We start from the raw sequence: 24,227 nt of genomic DNA, 5'->3' as shown, positions 1-24,227 counted from the left end.
GCGCCGGGGCTCACCCCGGCCCGGTGCGGTCGCGCACCGGGCCGGGGCCCGTCCGCGTGCGGTGCCCGCCGCGTCACTCTGCCCCGTCACTCTGCCGAGGTCACTCTCCCGCGTCACAGGACCGCCAGGGCCGCCTCCAGGTCGTCCAGGCCCAGGGAGCCCTGCCGCAGGGCCTTCATGTGCCAGCGCTTGAGGTCGAAGTCGGCGCCCTGGCGGCGGCGGGCGGCCTCGCGGCCCGCCAGCCAGGCGCGTTCGCCGAGCTTGTAGCCGATGGCCTGGCCGGGGCGGCCGAGGTAGCGGAGGATCTCGCTCTCCAGCAGCGCGGGCGGCATCCCCGCGTACTCGGCCATGAAGGCGGTGGCCAGCTCAGGGGTCCAGCGCTCGCCCGGGTGGAACGGGGAGCCGGCCGGGATGACGCTCTCCAGGTGCATGCCGATGTCGATGATCACGCGGACGGTGCGCATCATCTGCTTGCCGAGGTAGCCGAGCCGGCGTCCGGGGTCGGAGAGGAAGCCGAGCTCGTCCATCAGGCGCTCCGCGTACAGGGCCCAGCCCTCCACGTTGGCGCTGATCTTGCCGAGGGTGACCTGGTAGCGGGACAGCTCCTCCGCCGCCGCCGTCCAGGAGGCGAGCTGCAGGTGGTGGCCGGGCACGCCCTCGTGGTACCAGGTGCTGACCAGGCGCCAGGAGCGGAACCGCTCCTGGGCGTCGCCGTTGGCCACGGGCAGGTAGGTGCAGCCGGGGCGGCTGAAGTCGAGGCTCGGGCCGCGGTAGTGGGGTGCGGCCGCGCTGCCGGCCGGCGCGACCCGGGTCTCGACCCGCCGCAGCGGTCCGGTGATGTCGAAGTGGTGCCCGTCGAGGCCGTCGATCGCGGCCTCGGTGAGCTCCTGCAGCCAGGCGCACATCCGCTCGGCGCCCTGCACGGTGTGCCCGTGCCGGTCCAGGTGGGCCCGGGCCTGCTGGACGGTGGCGCCGGGCAGCACCCGGTCGGCCTCGGCGCGCAGCTGCGCCCAGACCCGGTGGAACTCCTCCCAGGCCCAGTCCGAGGTCTGGTCGAGGTCCAGGTCGGCGCCGGTGTACAGCCGGGCCAGGGCCTGGTAGCGCTCGCGGCCGACGGCGTCCGGCGTGCCCTGCGCGGCGGAGCGGTAGTCCTCGCGGAGCCAGTCCCGGAACGCGGCCACGGCGGCGGTCGCCCCGCCGGCGGCCGCGTCCAGCTCGGCACGCAGCCGCTGCGGCGCGGGGGCGACGAACTCGGCGAACCAGCCGGGGCCGCCGGCCGGCTCCCCGGTCCACGCGGTCAGCTGCGCGGCGAGCACGTCGGCCTGCCGGGGCGCGGCGAGCAGTCCGCGGCCGACGCCGGCGGCCAGCGTGGCCCGGTAGCCGTCCAGCGCGGCGGGCAGGTCCCGCAGCCGGACGAGCACCGGGGCCCAGTCCTCGTCGGTGCCGGTGGGCATCATCGTGAAGAGGTTCCGGAGCTGGTGCACCGGCGCGTGCAGGTTCCGTACGGCCCGGAAGTGCTCACCGGCCTCGTGCACCCGCAGCTCGGCCGCCAGCCGCTCCCGCAGCAGCCGGGCGCACGCGAGCTCCGCAGGATCCGCGTCGGGCCCGGCCCCGGGCAGGGCGTCGAGCCGCACCAGCGTCTCGCGGGCGAGCCCGGCCTCCTGCTCGATCCCGTCGGGGGAGAGGTCGGGCATCCGGTCGTCGCCCGGGGCCAGGCCCAGGAGCGCGGAGGTGACGGGATCGTGGGCGGCGACCCGGGCCACGTGGTCGTCGGCGATCCGTCGGGCAGTCATCAAGGCGTCGTCCATTCGGTCGTTCTCCGTTCCGGCCCCGGCCGGGGCGGTACCCATCCTGTGCCGGGGCGGCCCGGTACGTCGCGTGGTTCGGCGACTTCCGCGCAGGATGACGGTTCCGCCGGAGGGCACCAGGGGACTCGGGGATCAGCCGGCGATGTGGCGCAGGTAGGCCTCGGGGCGTTCCGGGTAGCGGCGCCAGTGGTCGACGAGTTCGAGGTCCCGCCAGTCGGTCCGGCGCACGCCGGGGCCGGTCGCCTCCCCGCTCCGCCTCGCCACGGGACCGGCCGCCCCGGGGGATCGGGGCGGCCGGTGGGCTGTGGGGTGCGGAGGGGCTGCGGGGCGGGTGCTACCACTTCGCCCAGGGGAGGTTCCAGCCGCCGAGGCCGTTGTCGGGGGCGACGGTCTTCTCCTTCGAGTTCACGATCGTGACGATGTCGCCGATCAGCGAGCTGTTGTAGAAGGACCCCGCGACGGAGGTGTCGCTGCCGCCCTCCACGTCCTTGAGCGCTACGCAGCCGTGGCTGGTGTTCTCCTTGCCGAACGGGTCGCCCTTGTACCAGAAGTTGCCGTGGAGGTAGGTGCCGGACGTGGTCAGCCGCATCGCGTGGGGGGCGGCGGGGATGTCGTACTCGCTGCCCATGCCGACGGTCTGGGAGTTCATGTGGGTGACCTTCTCCTTGGACATGATCACCATCGTGCCGCCCCACGAGGCGTGCTGCGCGTCGCCGAGGGTGGCGGGCACGGTGGTGGTCTTGCCGTCGCGCACGATCGTGAGCTGGTGCGTGGCGGCGTCCGCGGTGGAGACCTGGGAGCGGCCGATGGTGAACGGCTCGTCCTTGTCGACGTCGCCCCAGACGCCCGGGGTGACCTCGACGCCCTTCAGCCGGTAGTGGATGGTCACCTTGGTGCCCGGCTTCCAGGGCTCGGCCGGCCGGAAGTCCAGCCGGTTGTCGCCGAACCAGTGGCCCTTCACCTCGGTGCCGTTGTCCGCCTCGAAGGTGATCGCCTTGGCGACGGCCTCCTTGTTCACGATCTTCGAGCTGAAGTCCACCTTGACGATCATGCCCACGCCGTAGGTCTGGCCGTCGGCGATGTTGTCGTTGGTGGAGACCTGCTTGCCGGACGCGACGGTGGTGAAGGCGGAGGTGGCCGCGGCCACCAGGCCGTCGGCGTCCGTCGCCTGGGCGTTCACCGTGTACGCGGTGCCCGGGGCGAGCCCGGCGGCGGGCTTCCAGCCGGAGCCGTCCGGGGAGATCGCCCCCTGGACGGGCTTGCCGTTCTTGTCGGTCACCTCGACCGTGGTGAGCTTGCCCTTGGTGACGGACACCTGGAGCGCGTTCGGCGCGACGCCCTGCGCCCCGTCCTTCGGCTCGACGTTCAGCACCGCGGCCGAGGTCTTCGGCGTCGTGGCCGCCTCGGTGCCGCCGGTCCCGCCGGTGCCGCCGGTCCCGCCGGTGCCGCCGGGGGCGGCGGAGGAGGAGGCGGTGGCGCCCGCCGTCGCGGCCGCGTCGCCGCCCTTGTCCTGGCCGTCGCCGCAGGCGGCGGTCATCAGCAGGACCCCACCCATCGTCAGGGCCACCGCGCCACGGTTGAAACGGTCGGTGCGTATCGCGGCGCGGGCCGCCTGAACAGTGCTCACAGTTGCTCCTTCTCGGTGTTCGACGGCAGGTTCTCCGGCGGCTCGTCCCAGCCGCAACGGTGGACCCCCGATCAGGGATGCTGGGACGCCCCCACCTACGCTGAGCTGCGGAGACGAAAGATCGCTGGGACGCTTTCGCGGGACGGGGGAACCATGGGACGGCGTCCCGCGTGCTGTCTGCCGGGGCCGTTCCGTGGTCGTCCGGCTGCTACGGGACGGGGCGCGGTCACGACGGGGGCCACGTGCGGGTGGAAGAACAGTGCCGAAGGGAATCGGGGAGACGTTGAGGGAGACGGAGGAGGTCGCGCAGCTGCTGCGGGAGCTGAAGAGCCGGTCGGGACTCAGTTACGGTGCGCTGGCGAAGCGGTTGCACCTGAGCACCTCGGCCCTGCACCGCTACTGCAACGGCGATGTGATGCCGACGGAGTTCGCTCCGCTGGAGCGGCTCTCACAGCTGTGCGAGGCGACGCCGGAGGAACGCGTCGAGCTGTACCGGCTGTGGGTCGTCGCCCGCGCGGTACGGGGGAGCAAGCCGGCCGCCGCCCCCGAAACGCCCGAGCCCGCGGCGGCGACGCCCGCACCGGACCGTGCCCCCGGGGTGGCGCCGAGGCGGCGCGCCCGCCGTTGGGGCGCCCTCGCCGCGGCGACGGCCATCGCGGTGCTGGCCGCCGTCGGGATCGTCGTCATCGGCCTGAAGACCGACCAGGCCGGCGCCGACTCCGCCCGCGCCGCCGACGTCCGGCCGTCCGCCGGAGCCCCGTCGCCGTCCCTGTCCGCATCCCGGTCCCCGTCGGTGTCCGCGGCCGCCGCCGGGGCGAGCCCGTCCGGGACGGCCGCCGGGGCGGACCCGAGCATCAGCGCCCCGGTCACCGTCTCCGTCCACCCCTCCGGCTGGGGCAGTCAGTGCGACCAGTACCTGGTCGACCGCCCGCCGTCCGAGGTCCCCTGGCCGCCCGCCGTACCGGACGTGGCGGGCTGGGTCTCCCAGGTCGGCGCGGTGCCCGGCCACTACCAGTCGGTCAAGCTCACCGTGCAGGGCACCGGTCGGGAGCCCGTGCTGCTGACGGGCATCAACGTCCGGGTCACCCGGGTCGCGGCGCCCCTCGCCTGGAACGTCTACGCCGTGGGCGAGGGCTGCGGCGGTGGGATCGGCCTCCACGCGTACGACGTCGACCTGGACGCGGCCCACCCCGTTCCGGTCGTGTCCGACGGCAGCACCGGCCTGCCGCTCAGGGTGAGCGAGAGCGACCCGGTGGTCATCGCGGTCGACGCCGAGACCACCTCCCACGACGTCAGCTGGTACCTGGAGCTGGAGTGGACCACCGGCACCCGGAAGGGGACGGTCACCGCCGACCCGGGCCACGGCACCCCGTTCCGCACCAGCGCGGTCAAGGGCCGGCCGCTGTACGTCTACCCGAACGGCGGGACGGCCTGGGAGCCGAGAGTTCCCCGGGGGTGACGGCACCCCGGCCCCTGCCCCGGTGATTCGGGGTCAGGTGGTCGGGGCCGGTGGAGGAGCCGGGTGGGTCAGCTGAAGCTGACGTCGTAGACGCCGACGCTGCGGGGGGTGAAGCGCGCTGACCCGGTGAGGCCCTCGTACCTGAGGGTGCCGCCGGTGACGATCGCGTCGAAGTCCCGGAGTTCCGCGCCCGGGTGGGCGGTGGGCCGCACGCTGGTGATGGCGATCTGAGCGCCGTCGGTGAACTTGAGCACGGTGCTGCAGAGCACCTGGTCCTGGGTCGAGCCGATCTCGTCCTTGACGCAGTTGCCGTAGGCGGTGCTGATCTGGTGCCCGTCGACGTCGTTGGCCTTGGCGCGGTTGCCGTAGGGGACGCCGAGCGCCGGAGGCCCGGACAGGGTGTCGGAGCCGGTGTAGTCGAACGTCATGTCCGGTACCTGGGCCGCCCGGGTGGAGCGGGTCTTGCTCTCCTGCGGACTGTCGCTCGCCATGGCGGGCACGCTGATCGCGGCGGCCGTGCCGACGGCCGTGGCGGCCAGGACGAGGGCGAGGGTGCGCTTGGCGGGAAGGGTGGGGAGCATCGGTTCTCCTCGGCTGCTTCGGGCCGGTCGCCCGAATCCAGCGGAAGTCGATCACACCGGGTGAGGCGGCCGGGACGGCCGCGGGGCCCCGGCGCCGGATCCCGGGAGAGGCCGGTCGGACTTGTGCCACAAGGGCTCCGGTCGTCCACGAACAGCAGGGGTTGGGCCGTCCGCGTGATCGCGGTCGCCACCTGCTTGCCCGGCAGGATTCACCCGTCCGGCTCCCCAGGGTCGACGGCGCCGGTGTGCGCGGGTCAGGTGTCGGCGGTGGGGGTGCGGTCGGGGTGTCCGGCGCGGGGGGTGTCGCCGGGTGCCGCGTAGAGGCCGGCGGCGCGGCGGGTCGCCTCGGCCAGGCGGGCCCGGAGCGCGGGCGGGTCGAGGACCTCGGCCTCCGGGCCGAGGCGAAGGAGTTCGAGGTAGCCGATGTCCCAGTTCTCGACCGGCAGGGCCACGGTGACCCAGCCGTCGGCGTCCGGGGGGCCCGCGGTGGCGAGGGCGTCGGTGGCGGCGGTCGGTTCCAGCAGGTCGGCGAGGTTCGCCACGGCGAGCGGGCTCAGCCGCACCACGGCCCGCTCGCGCAGCAGCGCGCGGGTGAACTCCCGTGCCGCCGCGGCCCAGTGGCCGGCGAGGTCGAACCCCGGGTCGCGCTCGAACCGTTCGTCGCCGGCCTCGGCGCTCTCGAAGCGGTCGACGCGGTACGAGCCGATCCGGCCGGACGGGCCGCGCGCCGCCACGTACCACTGCCCGGCCTTCAGGACCAGGCCGTACGGCTCCAGACGCCGGTCCCGGGTGCCGCCGCGCGCGGCATACCGGGCCTGGAGCACGCGGTCCTCCCACACGGCGCGCGACACCTCGGGGAGCAGCGGCGGGGTCTCGGCCTCGCGGAACCAGGCCGGTGCGTCGAGATGGAACCGCTGGGCGGCGGCCGCGGGGGCGTCGCCCAGGACGGCGGCGACCTTCAGCCGGGCGGCGAGGGCCTGGCCGGCCAGACCCATGGCGCGCAGCGGGCCGGGGAGGGCGGCCAGGTGCAGGACCTCGGCCTCGGTGCGTTCGAGCCCGGTGAGGCGGGTGCGGTAGCCGTCGACGAGCCGGTAGCCGCCGCCGCGGCCGCGTTCGGCGTACACCGGCACCCCGGCCTCGGCCAGTGCGGCGACGTCCCGCTGCACTGTGCGCTCGGAGACCTCCAGCTCGGCGGCGAGCTCCGGGGCGGTCATCGTCCGCCGGGCCTGGAGGAGCAGCAGCAGCGCGATGGCCCGGCTCGCCCGCATGTCGCTCCTCCCCCCCCCGCCCGCCGTATCGGCGTGATTCTCCCCGGCCGCCCCGGGTCAGCTGTCGTCGGCCTCCCCGACGAGCTTGGCGAAGTCGGGGGCGAACACGGCCATCCAGTGCGGGTGCAGCCGGTAGTAGACCACGTCGTTGTCCCAGTCGAAGGTGTCGGCGCCGTAGAAGTCCTGGAAGTACGCGAGCAGGTCGGGCCAGTCGGCGGCCGGTTCGCCGTCGAGGGGGTTGAGGACCTCCACGGTGCCGTGGGTGAACACACCCAGGTCCTCTCCGCGCAGGTGGGCGACGCTGGCGGCGGGCCGGGCGGCGAGGTGCCGGGCCTTGGCGGCGGTGCGCGCGGTGCCGAAGTGCCAGGCACCGTGCAGGAAGTGGCCGTCCGCGCCGCTGATCCGCGGCTCGCCCTTCGCCGTCACGGTGGACAGCGCGAGCGTGCACATGCCGGTGAGCACCCGGGTGAGCTGCTCGGCGGTGAGCGTGCGCTCGCTGCTGATGATCGACCGCAGGTGCGCCGTGGAGCCGGCGAGCGAGGCGTCGAGGAGGGCCTGCAGCCGGCGGAGTTCGTCGGGTGTTTCGCGCATGAGGGGTCCTTGCCGTTCTTGTCCGTACCGCTGCCGTCCGTACCGCTGTCGTCTCCCACTGTCTCCGCGAATCCCGACATCCGCTGTCGTGTTTCCACGGTGCGCCGGCCCGCCGCGGATCGCGCGGGCGGCGCGGATCGCGCGGGCGGCGCGGATGTCCCGGTCGCGGCAGGGGGGATCATGGGTGTATGGCGAGAGACACGCGCTCCTCGCCCGGGCTGCCGCGACGCCGGGCGGGTGGCGGTCGTGGCCGGCGGGAGCCGCGCGCGGGCCCGGGGGAGCCGGCGGAGCGGCGCCTGCGGTCCGTGACGGGCATCCGCAGCGTCGCCGGGCAGATGTTCGTCCTGCAGGTGTCGATCGTGCTGTTGCTCGTGGTGGCGGCCGTGGTCGCGCTGCTGATCCAGTCCCGCAGTGACCGGTACGACGCGGCGCGTGACCGCTCGCTCGCCGCGGCCGAGGCGTTCGCCCACGGGCCCGGTCTGGTGGCCGTGATGCGGGGCCCCGACCCCAGCGCGGTGCTCCAGCCGCTGACCGAGGCGGCCCGCAAGGCCGCCCGGGTCGACTTCATCGTGGTGACCGACCGGAACGGCATCCGCTACACCCACCCCCAGCCCGAGCAGATCGGCAAGAAGTTCGTCGGCACCATCGGGCCGTCGCTGGAGGGCCGGGTCACCGTCGAGCAGGTGCGCGGCCCGCTCGGCCGGGAGTACCAGGTCGTGGTTCCGGTGGAGGACGACCGCGGCGCAGTCGTGGGCATCGTGTCGTCCGGGATGAAGGTCGCCAACGTCAGCAGCGCCGTCGACCGGCAGCTGCCGGTCGTGCTGGGCGCCGGCGCCGTCGCGCTCGGCCTGGCCACGGGCGGCACGGCGCTGGTGGGCAGGCGCCTGCTGCGGCAGACCCACGGCCTGGGGCCGGAGGAGATGACCCGGATGTACGAGCACCACGACGCGGTGCTGCACGCGGTGCGCGAGGGCGTCGCCATCGTCGGCGGCGACGGCCGGGTGCTGCTGGCCAACGACGAGGCGCGCCGGCTGCTCGACCTTCCCCCGGACGCGGAGGGGCGCGCCGTCACCGGCCTCGGCCTGGGCTCCCGGACGACCGACCTGCTGACCTCCGGCCGCGCGGTCACCGACGAGGTGCTCCCGGTCGGTGAGCGGTTGCTGGCCGTCAACAACCGGCCCATCGACAGCAGGGGTGCTCTGTCCGGCAGCGTCACCACCCTGCGCGACTCCACCGAGCTGGTCGCCCTCTCCGGGAAGGCCGAGGTCGCCCGCGGCCGGCTGCGGCTGCTGTACGACGCGAGCGTCGCCATCGGTACGACCCTGGACGTGCGGCGCACCGCCGAGGAGCTCGCCGCGATGGCCGCCCGGGAGTTCTGCGACTACGCCACCGTCGACCTCGCCGACGAGGTCCTGCGCGGCGAGGAGCCGACCGCGCCGGCGGCCGGGGCGCCGGTGGAGCTGCGACGGGTGGCGGTCACCGGCAGCCGGGACGATTCGCCGCTGTACCCCCAGGGGGAACTGGTCCGGTGGGTCGGGAGCTCCCCGCAGGCGGCGGGCTTCGTCAGCGGGCACTCCGCGCTGGTGCCCGAGCTCGCGACCGACGTCGGCTGGCGGATGCAGGACGCCGAGCGCACCCGGGCGGTGCTGGAGTTCGGGCTGGCGTCGATGATCGCCGTGCCGCTGACGGCGCGGGGCGTGCTGACGGGGATCGCCTGCTTCTGGCGCGGCCGGGACAGCGGCCCGTTCGAGGAGGAGGACCTGTCCCTGGCCGAGGAGCTGGCCGCCCGGGCCGCCGTGTCCGTCGACAACGCCCGCCGCTTCACCCGCGAGCACACGATGGCCGTCACCCTGCAGCACAGCCTCCTGCCGCGCGCCCTGCCCGAGCAGAACGCCCTGGACGTCGCCTACCGCTACCTGCCGGCCCAGGCGGGGGTCGGCGGCGACTGGTTCGACGTCATCCCGCTGTCGGGCACCCGGGTGGCGCTCGTCGTCGGCGACGTGGTCGGCCACGGCCTGCACGCGGCCGCGACCATGGGCCGGCTGCGCACGGCGGTCCAGAACTTCTCCACCCTCGACCTGCCGCCGGACGAGCTGCTCGGGCACCTGGACGAACTGGTCGCCCACATCGACCAGGAGACGGCCGCGGTCGAGGGGGCGCCCGGGATCACCGGCGCCACCTGCCTCTACGCCATCTACGACCCCACCGCCGCCACCTGCGTCATGGCCCGGGCCGGCCATCCCCCGCCCGCGGTCCTGCTCCCGGACGGCACGGCGATGCTGCTGGACCTGCCCGCCGGTCCGCCGCTCGGCCTGGGCGGCATGCCTTTCGAAGCCGCGCGGGTGCGGCTGCCGGAGGGGAGCAGCCTGGTCCTCTACACCGACGGCCTGGTCGAGGACCGCACCCGTGACATCGGCGTCGGCCTGGACCTCCTGATGGCCTCCCTGGCCCACCCGGGCCGGTCGCCCGAGGAGGTCTGCGATGCCGTGCTCGGCGCCCTGCCGCCCGCCCGCCAGGCCGACGACATCGCCCTGCTGGTCGCCCGGACCCGCGTGCTGGCACCCGACCGCAGGGCCGAGTGGGAGGTGGCCGCGGATCCGGCGGAGGTGGCCCGGGTCCGGGCCGAGGCCGCCCGGCAGCTCACCGTGTGGGGCCTGGACGAGGCCGCCTTCGTCACCGAACTGGTGCTCAGCGAGCTGGTGACCAACGCGATCCGCTACGCGACCGCACCGATCACGGTGCGGCTGCTGTACGACCGCACCCTGATCTGCGAGGTCTCGGACGCCGGCAGCACCGCCCCGCACCTGCGCTACGCGGCCGACGAGGACGAGGGCGGCCGCGGACTGTTCCTGATCGCCCGGCTCGCCGAACGCTGGGGCGTCCGCTACACCCCGGACGGCAAGATCATCTGGGCCGAGCAGGTCCTGCGTCCGGCGGCCGCGCCGGCCCTGCCGGGCGAGGGGTAGCCGGCACGGGGTCGCGGAACCGGGGCATCCGGTTCGCGTCGTCGCGGGGTCCTGGACCGGTCACGACAAGCCTTCCGATGGCCGGATCCGGCCCTCCGAAGGTGATCCTCCGGCCGGCGGACTTCCCGGGTCCGCTCCGCCCGGAGGGCGCCGTCCGTACAGGTCACGGCGCATCCCGCCGTTCCCGTGGTGTTCATCGACGATCATCATTCGTAGATCCACTTTCAAATCTCGTGCACGCATTTCACACATCCCACTCTTTCGGTGCCCCGGATGCTCTAGATTGACTTTCACTTCGCACGGCAGGGCGCCGGCGATGATCGATGATCTACGGGTCCATTGCCGCGGGCAGTGGTTTTCGTGTCTCCGGCGGTAGGCGTGGGGTGATCGATTTCCGGCGCCCGCGCGGGGAATTCGAAGACGGAGAGCAGCCGTCGGCGGTTTCCCGTGTGACGCGGGATTCCGGTGGGACGGACGAGTCCTCCGGGATCCGGGCGGGATGTTCACGTAGCGCTGCAAGAGCCGGTTCGCCATGCGCGGGAGGCGGGGGCCTCCCGGCGGTAGGAACAGCGCGGTCGGGGAGGCGGGACCTCCCGAAGGGGAGGATCAGTGCGGGAGGCGCGAGCCTCCCGGGGGGAGGAATCGTGTGGAGCGAACACGTCGAACCCACTGGTGACTTGACGGGGGCCGTGGAGCAGGGGGAAGGAGAGTTAGCCGTCCCGTTTCGACCGGCGCGGGGGCGTCGGGGGAACGGGTCGCTCGGCCGGCCCGAGAGCGACTGGGAGCAGCAGTACCGCCGTACCGTGATCATCAGCGACACCGTGGCCACCGCGTTCGTGGTAGCGGCCATCGGCGGATTCTTCGGGGTCCGGGACGCGGCCAGCTGGCACGAGAAATGGGGAATTCTCGCCTTCGGCACCGAACTGCTGGTGGTGGGGGCACTCGGCATGACCCGGTCGTGGGCCCCGGCCGTTCTCGGCCAGGGTGCCGAGGAATTCCGGCGGCTCGGACGCTCGCTGTTCACGGCGGCCGTCGTCCTCGCACTCGGCGGAATCGCCCTCACCTCGCACAACATCAAACTCTGGATCTTCGTCGCCATTCCGGCGATCACGCTCGTCACCATGACCGAGCGCTATCTGCTGCGGCTGTGGCTGCACAAACAGCGCAAGGAAGGGCGGTGCCTGCGCCCGGTGCTCGCCGCCGGGAGCCCGGCCACCGTGCGCGACCTGATCACCCGGACCCGCAAGTTCCCGCACCTCGGCTGGCGGGTGGAGGCGGTCTGCACGCCGTACGCCCTCGGGCTGGGCGGTGACCGGCTCTACGGCGTGCCGGTCGTCGGCCGGCTGACGGACGTCGCCACCCACGTCCGCCGGGACGGCTACCGCGTCCTCGCGATCACCCCCGACCCGTACTGGACGCCGGACCGGCTGCAGCGGCTGGCCTGGGACCTCGAAGGCGGCGACGCCGAGATGGTCGTCGCGCCCGTGCTGATGGAGGTGGCCGGCCCGCGGCTGCACGTCGACGCGGTGCTCGGGATCCCGATGCTGCGGGTCAGCATGCCGGCCTTCACCGGCGGCCGCCGGGCGGTCAAGGAGGTCGTCGACCGGCTGGGCGCCGCCTTCCTGCTGGTGCTGTTCGCGCCGCTGATGGTGGGCGTCGGGCTGCTCGTGCTGCTGGACAGCAGGGGCGGGGCGTTCTACCGGCAGCACCGGGTGGGCAAGGACGGCCGCGAGTTCACCCTGGTCAAGTTCCGCACCATGGTCGCCGGGGCGGACCGGGCCCGGGCCGAACTGGCCGACCGCAACGAGGGCGCCGGACTGCTGTTCAAGCTCCGCCGGGATCCGCGGGTGACCCGGGTGGGCGGGGTGCTGCGCCGGTACTCGCTCGACGAGCTCCCGCAGCTCGTCAACGTGCTCACCGGCTCGATGTCGCTGGTCGGCCCGCGGCCGCCGCTGCCGGAGGAGTCCGCCGCGTACGGCCCGGAGATCCGGCGGCGGCTGCTCGTCAAGCCCGGGCTCACCGGCCTGTGGCAGATCAGCGGGCGCAGCGACCTGCCGTGGGAGGAGGCGGTCCGGCTGGACCTGCGGTACGTGGAGGACTGGTCGCTCGCCCTGGACACGGTGATCCTCTGGAAGACGCTGCGTGCGGTGCTCCAGGGCCAGGGGGCGTACTGATGCGAAGGACGCGAAGGAACCGACGAGGGGGGCGTCGTCCGATGGGCGCGCGGAGGGCCGGCCACAAGGGCCTGCCGGAGGGGAGGAACGAGTCATGAGGATCAGCGTCCTGGGGCTCGGCTACGTGGGCTGCGTGTCGGCCGCGTGCCTGGCCGGCCTCGGTCACGAGGTCATCGGAGTGGACGTGAACCAGGTGAAGGTCGACCTGGTCAACGACGGCAAGGCCCCGGTGGTCGAGGAGCGGATCGGCGAGCTGATCGCCGAGGTGGTGGCGGCCGGAGCGCTGCGCGCCACCGCCGACGTCCGCGAGGCGGTCATGGCCAGCGACGTGTCGCTGGTCTGCGTGGGCACGCCGTCGGAGCCCAACGGGAGCCTCTGCACCACCTACCTGGAGCGGGTGGCCGAGCAGATCGGCGCCGCGCTGGCCGAGCGGGACGGGCGGCACACCGTCGTCTTCCGCAGCACCATGCTCCCGGGCACCTGCCTGAACCTGCTGGTGCCGATCCTGGAGAAGCACACCGGCGGCACCGCCGGGGTGGACTTCGGGGTCGCGGTCAACCCGGAGTTCCTGCGCGAGGGCACCAGCGTGCGGGACTTCTTCGACCCGCCCAAGACCGTCATCGGCGAGCTCGACGCCGCGAGCGGGGACGTGGTCGCCGCGCTGTACGACGGCCTGCCCGGCGAGGTGTTCCGGGTGCCGGTCCCGACGGCCGAGGCGATCAAGTACGCGGACAACGCGTTCCACGGCCTCAAGATCGGCTTCGCGAACGAGCTGGGCGCGGTCTGCCGGGCGCTCGGGGTGGACTCGCACCAGGTGATCGACGTGTTCCTGGCCGACCGCAAGCTGAACATCAGCCCCGCCTACCTGCGGCCCGGCTTCGCCTTCGGCGGCTCCTGCCTGCCCAAGGACCTGCGCAGCCTGGTCCACGCGGCCCGGCAGGCCGACGTCGCGGTGCCCATCCTCTCCCACGTGCTGCCCTCCAACGCCGAACACCTGGGGCGCGCACTGGAGTTGATCGAGCGCACCGGCAAGCGCCGGGTGGGCCTGTTCGGCCTGTCCTTCAAACCCGGCACCGACGACCTCCGCGAGAGCCCGCTCGTCGAGCTGGCCGAGCGGCTCTTCGGCAAGGGCTACGACCTGCGGATCCACGACCCCAACGTGAACCTCTCCCGGCTGCTCGGCGCGAACCGCGAGTACATCGAGACCCGGCTGCCCCACCTCGCGCAGCTGCTCACGGACTCCGTCGACGAGGTGCTCGGCCACGCCGAGGTGTGCGTGGTCGGGACGGCGGACCCGGCCGTGCTGGCCGCGCTGCCGCACGGCGACGGCACGGTGATCGTCGACCTCGTCCACCTGCCCGACGCCGACGCGCGCCGGACCGAACCGGGGTACGTGGGCCTTGCCTGGTGACGCGTCGTCGAGCGCCGCGGTCGGCGGCGACGGGCCGGCCCGTCGCGCGCTGATCCTGGTGGAGAACCTGTCGGTGCCCTTCGACCGGCGGGTGTGGCAGGAGTGCACCACGCTGCGCGACGCGGGCTGGACGGTGGACGTCATCTGTCCCCTGGGCAGCAAGCGGGACACCGAACGGGAGGTGGTGATCGACGGGGTGCGGATCCACCGCTACCCCCTGCACGCGGCCACCGGCGGACCGGCCGGCTACCTGCGGGAGTACGGATCGGCGCTGTGGCACACGGCCCGGCTGGCCCGCCAGGTCGGCCCGGTCGACGTGGTCCACGCCTGCAACCCGCCCGACCTGCTGTTCCTGCCCGCCCTGTGGCTGAAGCGGCGCGGTGCCCGGTTCGTGTTCGACCAGCACGACCTGGTCCCCGAGCTGTACCTCTCCCGGTTCGACCGCGGCGAGGACCTGCTCTACCGCGCCGTGTGCGCGCTGGAGCGGCTCACCTACCGGGCCGCGGACATCGTGCTCGCCACCAACGAGAGCTACCGGGACGTCGCGCTGCGCCGCGGCGGCAAGCGGCCGGAGGACGTCTTCGTGGTGCGCAGCGCGCCCGACACCGACCGCTTCCAGCCGGTGCCGCCCGAGCCGGAGCTCAAGCGCGGCAAGCCCCATCTGCTGTGCTACCTGGGCGTCATGGGTCCGCAGGACGGCGTCGACTACGCCCTGCGGTCGCTCGCGAAGCTGCGCGACGAGTTCGGCCGGACCGACTGGCACGCGGTGTTCGTCGGCGGCGGCGACACCTTCGACGCGATGGTGGAGCTGTCGGGGCGGCTCGGGCTCTCGGAGCAGGTGCAGTTCACCGGGCGCGTCCCGGACGCCGACCTGGCGCGCTACCTGTCCACGGCGGACGTCTGCCTCTCCCCGGACCCGCGCAACCCGCTCAACGACGTGTCGACCATGAACAAGGTCCTGGAGTACATGGTGATGGGCCGGCCGATGGTCTCCTTCGACCTCCGCGAGGCCCGGGTCTCCGCCGGGGACGCCGCCGTCTACGCGCCCGCCAACGACGAGAGCGGGTTCGCCGGGCTGATCGCGCAGCTGCTGGACGACCCGGACAAGCGGGCCTGGATGGGCAAGCTCGGCCAGGAGCGGGTCAACGGGCCGCTGTCCTGGCGGAACTCCCAGCGGGCGCTGCTCGCCGCCTACGCCGCGGCCTGCGGCGACCGGGCCCCGGTGGCGGCGCGCGGCCGGAAGCGGGCGGGGAGAAGGCCGCTCCGTTGAACGACGACACGATACGCCTGGCCACGATCGGCCGGATCCTGCGCCGGCGCTGGCGGCTGCTCACCGTCCTCGCGGTGGTGGGCGCGCTCGCCGGCTACGGGGGCTCCGCGCTGTTCCCGCCGCAGTACACGACCTCGGCGTCGGTGCTGCTGCCGGGGGCGTGGCAGGAGCGCGAGCTGCTCACCCAGGCGGAGATCGCGTCCAGTTCGGTGGTGATCGACCGGGTGGCCGCCACGCTCGGCTGGTCCGGGGTCAGCGGCAGCGACCTGCGGGACCGGGTGACCGCCACGGCGGCGGACGGGAACATCATCAAGATCTCGGGCACCGCCGAGACCCCGGAGCGCGCGCAGCAGCTCTCCGACCAGGTGGCCCGGCAGTTCGTCACCTTCGCCGCCCGGATCGCGGGCGACGGCACCGACCCCGAGGCGGCGCAGCCCGAGGCGCTGCGGCAGCTGGTGGCGCAGGCGAGCCGCCGGATCACCGAGCTGGCCGACGCGGCCGCCCCGGGACAGGGCATGGACAGCGTGCAGACCCGTACCGAACTGGAGAAGCTGCGCACCGCGCTGCAGGACGCCGTCAAGAAGCTGGACCAGGCCGACCCGTCCGCCAACAAGTCCATGGTCGTCATGGGGTCGGCGGCCCGGCCGACCGGCCAGGCGGCGCCGACCAGGATCCAGCTCGTCGCGGGCGGGGCGCTGGTGGCCCTCCTGCTCGGGATCATCGGCCACCTCACCGCCGCCCGGACGAGCCGGCGGCTGCGCACCGAACCGGAGACCGCCGCGGCGCTGGGCTCGGTGCTCCTCGGCACCGTCGACGTCACCGCCGAACGGTCCGCGAAGGCGGCCCGGGACCGCGGCCCGCGGGCCCTGGTCCGCCGGCTGCTGGGCCTCGACACCCGGTGGGACCTGCCGGTCCCGCACGCCTCCGGCGACGAGGCCGGCCGGCGGGTCCGCTACCGGCGGGTCTGCGCCCGCCTCCGGGACCGGCTGCCGGCCTCCCGCCGGCTGCTGGTCGTCGTTCCGGACGGGGACGGGCCGGCCCGCCGGGCCGCCGAACGGCTCGCCGCCGAGGCGGACGGCGAGCCGCTGCTGCGGGTGGTGGAGGTGTCGGTGACCCGGCCGCTGCTGCCCGACCGCGAGGACGAGTCCGGCGCGCTGGTCGTGCTCAGCGCGGGCAGCCGGACCGCGGCCGAGCTCGCCGGCATCGCCGGGGCGTGTGCGGAGGCCGGGCAGGAGGTGGTCGGCGTGGTCGTCGCCGACCTGGTCCGGGGCCGTCCGACGCGCTCCGCCGACACCCGTCCGGACGCGCCCGAGCCGGTGCTCGTGGGCGGCGACGACACGAGGAGAGCGGCCGGGTGACGACGACCACGACAACGGAGCCGCCGGCCGCCGCCCCGCTCCTGGACCTGCAGGCGCTGGTGGCCGCGGTGCGCAGGCGCCGCCGGCTGTGGTGCGCCATGGCGCTGATCGGGCTGCTGCTCGGCGCGGCGGTGGCCGTGCTCAAGCCGCCGCCGCCGAGCGCGGTGGTCAAGCTGCTGGTCGCGCACGAGGCGGACCAGCCGAACGACTCCGGGACGCTGATCCGCACCGACGTCGCCGTGCTGCAGACCACGGGGATCGCCGCCAAGGCCCTGCAGTCCCTCGGCTCCTCGGAGAAGCCGGAGGACTTCATGACGGAGTACGCGGGCGTCGGCCTGACCAACAACCTGCTGGAGATCGACGTGAAGGGCCCCAGCGACGCGGAGGCGGTGGCCCGCGCCAAGGCGCTGGCCGACGCCTTCGTCGCGGACCACGTCCGGCGGATCCAGGAAGCCGCGGACGCCGAGGCCAAGGCGCTGCTCGACCAGCGGGACCGGATGCGGGAGGAGCTCGCCCAGATCAACGCGGCGATCGGGGACGCACCGCAGCAGAGCGGACCGAAGGGCTCGGCGAACCTGGAGTCGCTCTACTCCAGCCGGGCCGACCTCACCTCGCGGATCACCGAGTTCGGCCAGCGCGCCGCCGCGGCGCGGGTCGGCACGCCCCGGCTCGTCGCCGGCACCCAGATCGTCGACGCCCCGCACGCGGTGCGGCAGTCGCTGCCGAAGACCGCCGCCACCGACGCCGCGATCGGGCTCGTCCTCGGACTCGTCCTCGGGATCACCTGGGCCGCGGTCGGCGCGGTGGTGGCGGACCGCCCGGTGCTGCGCCGGGACATCGCGGCGAACCTCGGCGCCTCCGTCATCGCGGAGCTGCGCGGCCTGCCCCGCCGGTCGGCCGGCCGGCTGCGGGGCCGGCGGGCCCGAGCGGCCCGGACGCGGCTCACCACGACCCTGGCCCGTACCGTACGCGGCTCCGCGGAGCCGGTGTCGCTGCTCGAACTGGGCTGCGCGGGAAGCGTCGGCGCGATCGCCCTGGACCTCGGCCGGGAGCTGGGGGAGCAGGGGCCGGTGGTGGTCGTCGACGGTCTGCCCGGCCCGCAGCTCGCCAAGCGCCGCCCGCAGCCGGGGGACCCGACCGTGGTCGCCGACGATTCGGCCGCGGCCACCGCCGGTCAGGAACTCCGGCTCGGCGTCGGCTCGGTGGCACCCGGCACGGCCTGGACCGACCTGCGCCACCTCGGCACCCGGACCGTGCTCGTGGTACGGGCCGGGCACGGCAGCGCCGCATGGCTGCACACCGTGGCGCGGCAACTCGCCGACCAGGACATTCCGGTGATCGGCGTGGTGCTGATCGACCCCGATCCGGGGGACCGGACCGACGGCACGCTCTGGGACGGGCCGCGCATCCCCGCGGCCGGCCGCACCGAGCGGACGGCCCGGCAGAACGGGACGGGTCGGCGGCGGACGGAGCGACGACCGATGTGGACCGCACGGGTCCCGGACAGCGACCAGGAGGCGAGGTAGGACATGTGTGGCATCGCAGGCGCGTACCGATGGCCGGACGGGAAGGTCGTGACCGACCTGCTCACCGACACCCTCGCCCACCGCGGTCCGGACGGGTCGGGCCGGTACGGCCACTCCCTCGGCGACGGCGAGGTGCAGCTGGGGCACCGCCGGCTGGCCATCGTCGACCTGTCCGAGACCGGCGCCCAGCCGATGGTCTCGGACGGCCTGGTCCTGACGTACAACGGCGAGCTGTACAACGCGCCCGAGCTGCGGGCCGAACTGTCGGCCGCCGGGGTGCGCTTCCGCGGCACCTCCGACACCGAGGTGCTGCTGGAGGCCTGGCGGCGCTGGGGCACGGACTGCCTGCCCCGGCTGCGCGGGATGTTCGCGTTCGGGATCTTCGACGAGCGGACCGGTGAACTGGTGCTCGCCCGCGACCAGCTCGGCATCAAGCCGCTGTTCCTGGTCCGGCGCGGCGAGGGCCTGGTGTTCGCCTCCGAGCTCAAGGCGCTGGCCGCCGCGACCGGCGGGTCGCTGGAGGTGGACCACGGCGCGATGGTGGCCTCCCTGCTGTACTACTGGGTGCCGGACTCGCGGTGCGCGCTCCGCGGGGCGGAGAAGCTGCCGCCGGGGAGCTGGCTGCGGTGCCGGCCCGACGGCCGGGTGGAGCGCGGCCGGTTCTGGCACCTGCGGGAGGTCGCCGCCGAGGGCCGGGAGCGGGCCCTGGCCGGCGAACTGCCGGACATCGCCGCCGTCGTGGAGGATTCGACCCGCCGTCACCTGCTCTCCGACGTCCCCGTGGCGACCTTCCTCTCCGGCGGGCTGGACTCCAGCTACCTGACCGCGCTGGCGGCCCGCGACCACCCCGGGATCTCCGCCTACACGATCGGGTTCCGGGCCGAGGACGCCAGGTTCGAGGCGATGCCGGACGACCTGCGCTACGCCCGGCAGGTGGCCGAGCGGTTCGGCGTCGACCTGCACGAGATCGAGATCGCCCCGGACGTGCTCGACCTGCTGCCGCGGATGACGTACCACCTGGACGAGCCGATCGGCGACCCGGCCGCGATCAACACCTTCCTGATCTGCTCGGCCGCCCGGGAGGCCGGGGTCAAGGTGATGCTCTCGGGCATGGGCGCCGACGAGCTGTTCGCCGGCTACCGCAAGCACCTGGCCAATCAGCTGGCGCTGCGCTACCAGCGGGTCCCGCGGCCGCTGCGGCTCGGCCTGTCCGCGGCCGTCGACCGGCTGCCGGTCGCCACGGCCAGCCGGGGGTTCCGGTCGGTGCGGTTCGCGAAGCGGTTCCTCTCCTTCGCCGACCTGCCGGAGGAGACCGCGTTCCGGCGCAGCTACACCATGTACGACCGGGAGGACCTGCTCGCCCTGGTCGATCCGGACCTGGCCGGGACGGTCCATGACGTGCTGACCGAGCACGCGGACGTGTACCGGGACAACGACCTCGACGACTTCGTCAACCGGATGTGCCTGGGCGACGCCCGGATGTTCCTGCCGGGCCTGAACCTCGCATACACCGACCGGTCGAGCATGGCGGCGTCGACCGAGGTGCGGGTGCCGTACGTGGACGTCGAGGTGGTCAGGGCGGCGTTCGCGGTGCCCGGCGACCGCAAGATCGTCGGACGGCAGGGCAAGGCCGTCCTCAAGGAGGCGGCCACCTCGGTCCTGCCCCGGGAGATCGTCTACCGGCCCAAAGGCCTGTTCAGCGCCCCGCTGCGGGCCTGGATGAGCCGGGACCTGGCACCCCTGGTGCGCGAGGTGATCAACGACGGCGAGCTGGTCCGCTCCGGGTTCCTGCGCCGGGACGCGCTGGCGCGGCTGGCCGCCGAGGACGCCGCCGGGCAGCAGGACTTCTCCAAGCACCTGTGGCACGTGCTGACGCTGGAGTACTGGTACCGCGGAGTGACCTCCGGCGGGGCCTCCGGCGTGACTTCCGGCGGGGCCGCGGCACCTTCCTGACGGCGCGGGGCCCGGGCGACGGCGTAGAGAGCAAGACGGCGGAGAGAACAAGGGGACTTCGGTGAAGCAGGTTGTGCAGAACTACAAGAGCGGCGAGCTGGCGGTGCTCGACGTGCCGGTACCGGGGTGCAAGCCGGGCGGTGTGCTGGTCCGCACCGCCTTCTCGCTGATATCCACCGGGACCGAGCTCATGAAGGTGTCCGAGGCCGGCATGTCGATGCTGGGCAAGGCCCGTTCCCGTCCGGACCAGGTGGCCAAGGTCATGCAGAGCGTGGCCACCAACGGGCTGCCCGCCACCTACCGCAAGGTGATGGGCAAGCTGGACTCCTACACGCCGCTGGGCTACTCGCTGTGCGGGGTGGTCGAGCAGGTCGGTGCCGGGATCGACGACGTGAAGGTCGGCGACCTGGTGGCCTGCGCGGGCAACGAGCACGCGCTGCACGCCGAGCTGAACTGGGTGCCGAAGAACCTCTACACCCCCGTGCCGGACGGCCTCGCGCCGCGGCACGCGGCCTTCGGCACCGTCGGGTCCATCGCGCTGCAGGGCGTGCGCCAGGGCGAACCGCAGCTCGGCGAGGTGGCGCTGGTCATCGGCCTCGGGCTGATCGGGCAGCTGGTGGCGCAGCTCCTCACCGCCTCCGGGGTGCGGGTGGTCGGGGCCGACCCGGACCCGGCGCGCTGCGAGCTCGCCCAGCGCCTGGGCGCGGTGGCCTGCGGTGACCCCGGGTCCGCGGCCGTGGAGGCCGCCGTCGCCGAGCTGACCGGCGGCCACGGCGTGGACCAGGTGTACCTGGCGGCCGGCGGCGGCAGCAACCAGCCGGTCGAGCTGGCCGCCCACCTGGCCCGGGACCGGGGCCGGGTCGTCGACATCGGCAAGTGCCGCCTGGACCTGCCGTGGAACGCGTACTACGAGAAGGAGCTGGACGTCCGGTTCTCCCGCTCGTACGGCCCCGGGCGCTACGACCCCGAGTACGAGCTGGACGGGCGGGACTACCCGATCGGCTACGTGCGCTGGACCGAGCGCCGCAACCTGGCGTGCTTCCTCGACCTGCTGGCCCGCGGCCGCGTCGACGTGGACCCCCTGGTCTCCCACGTGGCCGAGTTCGAGGACGCCGTCGAGACGTACCGGCGGCTCGAGGACGGCGAACTCAAGGCCGTCGCCGTGCTGTTCCGCTACCCCGGGCCGGCCGGGGAGGGGGAGCCGGAACGGGCCGCGCAGGCCCCGGAGGTGGCGGTGCCCGCGGTGCGCCGCACCGGCACCGCGGCCACCCCGGCCCGGCCCGTGAACGCGCCGGTGCGGCTGGCGTTCATCGGCGCCGGGAACTACGCGGGCTCGATGCTGCTGCCGCACCTGGCGCAGCGCGCCGGCGTCACGCTGTCCACCGTCGTCACCACGACCGCGCTGTCCGCCGCCAACGCCCAGCGGAAGTTCGGCTTCGCCCGGGCGACCACCGACCTCGACGCGGTGCTCGGGGACCCGTCCGTGGACGCGGTGTTCGTGGTCACCCGGCACAGCTCGCACGCCGAACTGACCCGGCAGGCGCTGCTCGCCGGCAAGACGGTGTTCGTGGAGAAGCCCCTGGCCCTCACCGAGGACGAACTGGCGAGCGTGCTCGCGGCGGTGGAGGAGTCCGGCAACGACCGCCTGCAGGTGGGCTTCAACCGCCGGTTCGCGCCGCTGCTGCGGCAGGCGAAGAGCCGGCTCGGCGTCCGGACCGGCCCGGCGAGCCTGCGCTACCTGGTCAACGCGGGCCGGCTGCAGCACGGCAGCTGGTACCTCCGGCAGGGTACGGAGGGCTCCCGGTTCGCCGGCGAGGGCGGGCACTTCATCGACACCGCGAGCTGGCTGCTGGAGGCCGACCCGGTCTCGGTGTACGCGGTCGCCACGGCCGGCCACGAGGACCTCCAGGTGGTGCTGCGCTACCCGGACGGCTCCACCGCCACCATCAGCTACGTCACCACCGGCGCCCCCGGCTTCCCCAAGGAGACGCTGGACCTGGTCGCGGACGGCAAGGTGCTGAAGCTCGACGATTTCGTCCGCGCCTCGGTGCACGGCCCCGAGCGGTGGGTCAGTTCGCGGCTGCCCAAGGCCCGGGACAAGGGCCAGTCCGCCGAACTGGCCGCGTTCGTCAAGGCCGTACGGACCGGCGGCCCGATGCCGGTGCCGCTGGAGTCGCTGGTCGCCACCACGGCGGCCACCCTCGCCGTGCCGACCGCCCTGGCCGGCGGCGCGCCGGTGACCCTGGCGAGGACGCGATGACCATGAGCGCGGGCTGGTACCTGCGGCGGCTGTCCCGGATGGGACCGCGGGAGGTCGGCGGCCGGGTGGGCGACACGCTGCGCAGGCGGCGGTGGCGGTCGGCGCCGCCGGAGCGCCCGGTCGTGACCGGCGCCCGGTTCACCGCCGTGCTGCCCGCCGGGACGATCGCCGCGGTGCCGCCGGACGCCGCGAAACGGCTGGTCGCCGCGGCGGACCGGCTGATGGACGGGCACGCCGAGTTCTTCGGGGTGGAGCGCGCGGACCTGGCCGCCCCGGACTGGTGGCGCGACCCGAAGACCGGGCGCCGGGCCCCGGCCGACTACGCCTTCGACGTGCCGTACCGGGACGAGGACGCGGTCGGCGACATCAAGCAGATCTGGGAGCCGTCCCGGCACCAGTACCTGACCGTGCTCGCCGCCGCCTACGCCGTCACCGGGAACGAGCGGTACGCCGAGCGCGTCGCCGCGCACCTGCGGTCCTGGTGGACGGCCAACCCGCCGCTGCGCGGCGTGCACTGGATCAGCGGCATCGAGCTGGGCATCCGGCTGCTGTCCTGGGTGTGGATCCGCCGGCTGCTCGACGGCTGGCCGGGCGCCGCCGGACTGTTCGAGGAGAACCCGGAGGCGCTGGACCAGATCTGGCACCACCAGCGCTGGCTGGCCGCCTTCCCCAGCCGGGGGTCCTCGGCGAACAACCACGTCATCGCCGAGGCTGCCGGACAGCTCGCCGCGGCCTGCGCGTTCGACTGGTTCCCCTCCTCGGCGCGCTGGCGGTCGGGCGCCCTGCGGTCGCTGGAGCGGCACCTGCGCGGCAACACCTTCCCCTCCGGCCTCAACCGCGAACTGGCCACCGAGTACCACGGACTGGTCCTGGAACTCGGCCTGGCCGCGGTGGCCGAGGCGGACGCCGCCGCCGTCCCCGTCCCCAGGACGGTCCGGCTGGTCCTGCTGCGGATGACCGACGCGCTCGCCGCCGTCGTGGACGACCGGCTGCGGCCGCCGCGCCAGGGCGACGCGGACGACGGGCACGGTCTGGTCGTGGACGGCGCGGGCACCGACCGCTGGGCCTCGCTGCTGGCCACCGGGGAGGCGGTGTTCGGCCGGCTCGCCTGGTGGCCGGAGGTGACCGGCACCGACGTCCGCACCCCGCTGCTGGCCGCGCTCCTGAAGCCGTACGGGAAGCCGGGAAGCACACCGGCGGTGACCCGCCCGGCGCGCCGGCGGGCCCACTTCGCCGACGCCGGGATGACCGTGCTGCGCGGCCCGGACGGGATCTGGTGCCGCTGCGACGGCGGCCCGCACGGGTTCCTGTCCATCGCCGCGCACGGCCACGCGGACGCGCTCTCCCTGGAGGTGCGGCAGGACGGGGTCGACGTGCTCGCGGACCCGGGGACGTACTGCTACCACGGGCAGCCCGAGTGGCGGCGCTACTTCCGGTCGACGCTGGGCCACAACACCCTGGAGCTGGACGGCGAGGACCAGTCCGTCTCCGGCGGGCCGTTCCTGTGGACCCGGCACGCCCGCAGCCGCGTCCTGGTCGCCGACACCTCCGGCGAGGCGGTGTCCCGCTGGTGCGCCGAGCACGACGGCTACCAGCGGTCGGTGCACCGCCGCCGGGTGGAACTGGTCGCCGCGAGCCGGGAGCTGCGGGTGCTCGACGAGGTGAGCGGCCCGCGCCGGGAGGTACGCCTGGCGTTCCACCTCGGCCCGGCGGTCACCGCGGACCTGACGGGGAACCGGGCCGTGCTCACCTGGACCCGGGACGGCCGGGACCGCTCCGCGGTGCTCGACCTGCCCGGGCAGCTGACCTGGCGGGCGCACCGCGGCGAGACCGGACCGCCGCTGGGCTGGTACTCGGCCGGCTTCGGACGCAAGGAGCCGGCCACCACGCTGGTCGGCACCGGCTTCACCGACGGCGGGCAGGGGTTCACCACCGTGCTCGGGTTCCGCGGCTAGTGCGACGGGTAGGGATGAGG

The 24,227-nt window shown here is 74.3% G+C and carries 15 protein-coding genes and 1 pseudogene; 10 read left to right on the top strand and 6 right to left on the bottom strand.

Annotation, left to right across the window (positions count from 1 at the left end; translation table 11 throughout):
- Positions 1–113: 113 nt before the first annotated feature.
- The 3 genes and pseudogenes from ACYP53_RS19735 to ACYP53_RS19725 form a co-directional block, all read right to left on the bottom strand.
- Entirely contained in the window at positions 114–1,808 is a 1,695-nt protein-coding gene (locus tag ACYP53_RS19735; RefSeq protein WP_459648312.1) for a DUF885 domain-containing protein, read from the bottom strand.
- Positions 1,809–1,940: 132 nt separating this feature from the next.
- Positions 1,941–2,039 (bottom strand): annotated as a pseudogene (locus ACYP53_RS19730) (ABC transporter); the annotation flags it as partial.
- A 103-nt stretch (positions 2,040–2,142) separates the two neighbouring features.
- Positions 2,143–3,435 (bottom strand): L,D-transpeptidase, encoded by a 1,293-nt coding sequence (locus ACYP53_RS19725; protein ID WP_459648311.1) that lies wholly within the window; start codon positions 3,433–3,435, stop codon positions 2,143–2,145.
- Between the two features lie 283 nt (positions 3,436–3,718).
- On the opposite strand from ACYP53_RS19725, the gene ACYP53_RS19720 reads away from it, so the two are divergent.
- A complete protein-coding gene (locus ACYP53_RS19720; protein WP_459648310.1) occupies positions 3,719–4,894 on the top strand; it encodes a helix-turn-helix domain-containing protein in 1,176 nt (391 codons plus the stop codon).
- Between the two features lie 68 nt (positions 4,895–4,962).
- On the opposite strand, the gene ACYP53_RS19715 is transcribed toward ACYP53_RS19720, so the two are convergent.
- The 3 genes from ACYP53_RS19715 to ACYP53_RS19705 all read right to left on the bottom strand — a co-directional run bounded on the left by ACYP53_RS19715 (position 4,963) and on the right by ACYP53_RS19705 (position 7,334).
- Complete coding sequence (locus ACYP53_RS19715; RefSeq protein WP_459648309.1) at positions 4,963–5,475, bottom strand: hypothetical protein; 513 nt, start codon at positions 5,473–5,475, stop codon at positions 4,963–4,965.
- A gap of 254 nt (positions 5,476–5,729) precedes the next feature.
- Positions 5,730–6,743 (bottom strand): helix-turn-helix transcriptional regulator, encoded by a 1,014-nt coding sequence (locus ACYP53_RS19710; protein ID WP_459648308.1) that lies wholly within the window; start codon positions 6,741–6,743, stop codon positions 5,730–5,732.
- 57 nt (positions 6,744–6,800) lie between these two features.
- Entirely contained in the window at positions 6,801–7,334 is a 534-nt protein-coding gene (locus tag ACYP53_RS19705) for a pyridoxamine 5'-phosphate oxidase family protein (protein WP_459648307.1), read from the bottom strand.
- Between the two features lie 188 nt (positions 7,335–7,522).
- On the opposite strand from ACYP53_RS19705, the gene ACYP53_RS19700 reads away from it, so the two are divergent.
- The 9 genes from ACYP53_RS19700 (at position 7,523) to ACYP53_RS19660 (ending at position 24,207) form a co-directional block, all read left to right on the top strand.
- The gene (locus ACYP53_RS19700; protein WP_459648306.1) at positions 7,523–10,300 is read left to right on the top strand and encodes a SpoIIE family protein phosphatase; all 2,778 of its coding nucleotides are present in this window, start codon (positions 7,523–7,525) and stop codon (positions 10,298–10,300) included.
- 689 nt (positions 10,301–10,989) lie between these two features.
- Positions 10,990–12,474: a sugar transferase gene (locus ACYP53_RS19695; protein WP_229928431.1), complete on the top strand. Its 1,485-nt coding sequence runs from the start codon at positions 10,990–10,992 to the stop codon at positions 12,472–12,474.
- A gap of 94 nt (positions 12,475–12,568) precedes the next feature.
- Positions 12,569–13,885, top strand: a complete 1,317-nt coding sequence (locus ACYP53_RS19690; protein ID WP_459648305.1) for a nucleotide sugar dehydrogenase — start codon at positions 12,569–12,571, stop codon at positions 13,883–13,885.
- Positions 13,875–15,155, top strand: coding sequence for a glycosyltransferase family 4 protein (locus ACYP53_RS19685; RefSeq protein WP_189914240.1), 1,281 nt, complete (start codon positions 13,875–13,877; stop codon positions 15,153–15,155). Before ACYP53_RS19690 ends, ACYP53_RS19685 begins: the two co-directional genes overlap by 11 nt.
- Entirely contained in the window at positions 15,152–16,513 is a 1,362-nt protein-coding gene (locus ACYP53_RS19680; protein ID WP_459648304.1) for a Wzz/FepE/Etk N-terminal domain-containing protein, read from the top strand. The genes ACYP53_RS19685 and ACYP53_RS19680 overlap by 4 nt, the downstream gene beginning before the upstream one ends.
- Positions 16,510–18,039, top strand: coding sequence for a Wzz/FepE/Etk N-terminal domain-containing protein (locus ACYP53_RS19675; RefSeq protein ID WP_189914238.1), 1,530 nt, complete (start codon positions 16,510–16,512; stop codon positions 18,037–18,039). Before ACYP53_RS19680 ends, ACYP53_RS19675 begins: the two co-directional genes overlap by 4 nt.
- 3 nt (positions 18,040–18,042) lie before the next feature.
- On the top strand, positions 18,043–19,992 hold the full coding sequence (asnB, locus tag ACYP53_RS19670; RefSeq protein WP_459648303.1) for an asparagine synthase (glutamine-hydrolyzing): 1,950 nt from the start codon (positions 18,043–18,045) through the stop codon (positions 19,990–19,992).
- A 61-nt stretch (positions 19,993–20,053) separates the two neighbouring features.
- Complete coding sequence (locus tag ACYP53_RS19665; protein WP_459648302.1) at positions 20,054–22,252, top strand: bi-domain-containing oxidoreductase; 2,199 nt, start codon at positions 20,054–20,056, stop codon at positions 22,250–22,252.
- A complete protein-coding gene (locus ACYP53_RS19660) occupies positions 22,249–24,207 on the top strand; it encodes a heparinase II/III family protein (RefSeq protein ID WP_459648301.1) in 1,959 nt (652 codons plus the stop codon). The genes ACYP53_RS19665 and ACYP53_RS19660 overlap by 4 nt, the downstream gene beginning before the upstream one ends.
- The last annotated feature ends 20 nt before the right edge of the window (positions 24,208–24,227 follow it).

This window comes from Kitasatospora sp. Ki12 (genome assembly GCF_054601375.1).
Note: the sequence above shows the minus strand (reverse complement) of the source record. Positions and strands in the feature narration are given on the sequence as shown.

Excerpts from the sequence above, each read along its gene's own strand:
- ACYP53_RS19715 (WP_459648309.1), bottom strand. The coding sequence starts at position 5,475 with ATGCTCCCCACCCTTCCCGCCAAGCGCACCCTCGCCCTCGTCCTGGCC.
- ACYP53_RS19700 (WP_459648306.1), top strand. The coding sequence starts at position 7,523 with ATGGCGAGAGACACGCGCTCCTCGCCCGGGCTGCCGCGACGCCGGGCG.
- ACYP53_RS19660 (WP_459648301.1), top strand. The coding sequence starts at position 22,249 with ATGACCATGAGCGCGGGCTGGTACCTGCGGCGGCTGTCCCGGATGGGA.
- asnB (WP_459648303.1), top strand. The coding sequence starts at position 18,043 with ATGTGTGGCATCGCAGGCGCGTACCGATGGCCGGACGGGAAGGTCGTG.
- ACYP53_RS19705 (WP_459648307.1), bottom strand. The coding sequence starts at position 7,334 with ATGCGCGAAACACCCGACGAACTCCGCCGGCTGCAGGCCCTCCTCGAC.
- ACYP53_RS19690 (WP_459648305.1), top strand. The coding sequence starts at position 12,569 with ATGAGGATCAGCGTCCTGGGGCTCGGCTACGTGGGCTGCGTGTCGGCC.
- ACYP53_RS19710 (WP_459648308.1), bottom strand. The coding sequence starts at position 6,743 with ATGCGGGCGAGCCGGGCCATCGCGCTGCTGCTGCTCCTCCAGGCCCGG.
- ACYP53_RS19735 (WP_459648312.1), bottom strand. The coding sequence starts at position 1,808 with ATGGACGACGCCTTGATGACTGCCCGACGGATCGCCGACGACCACGTG.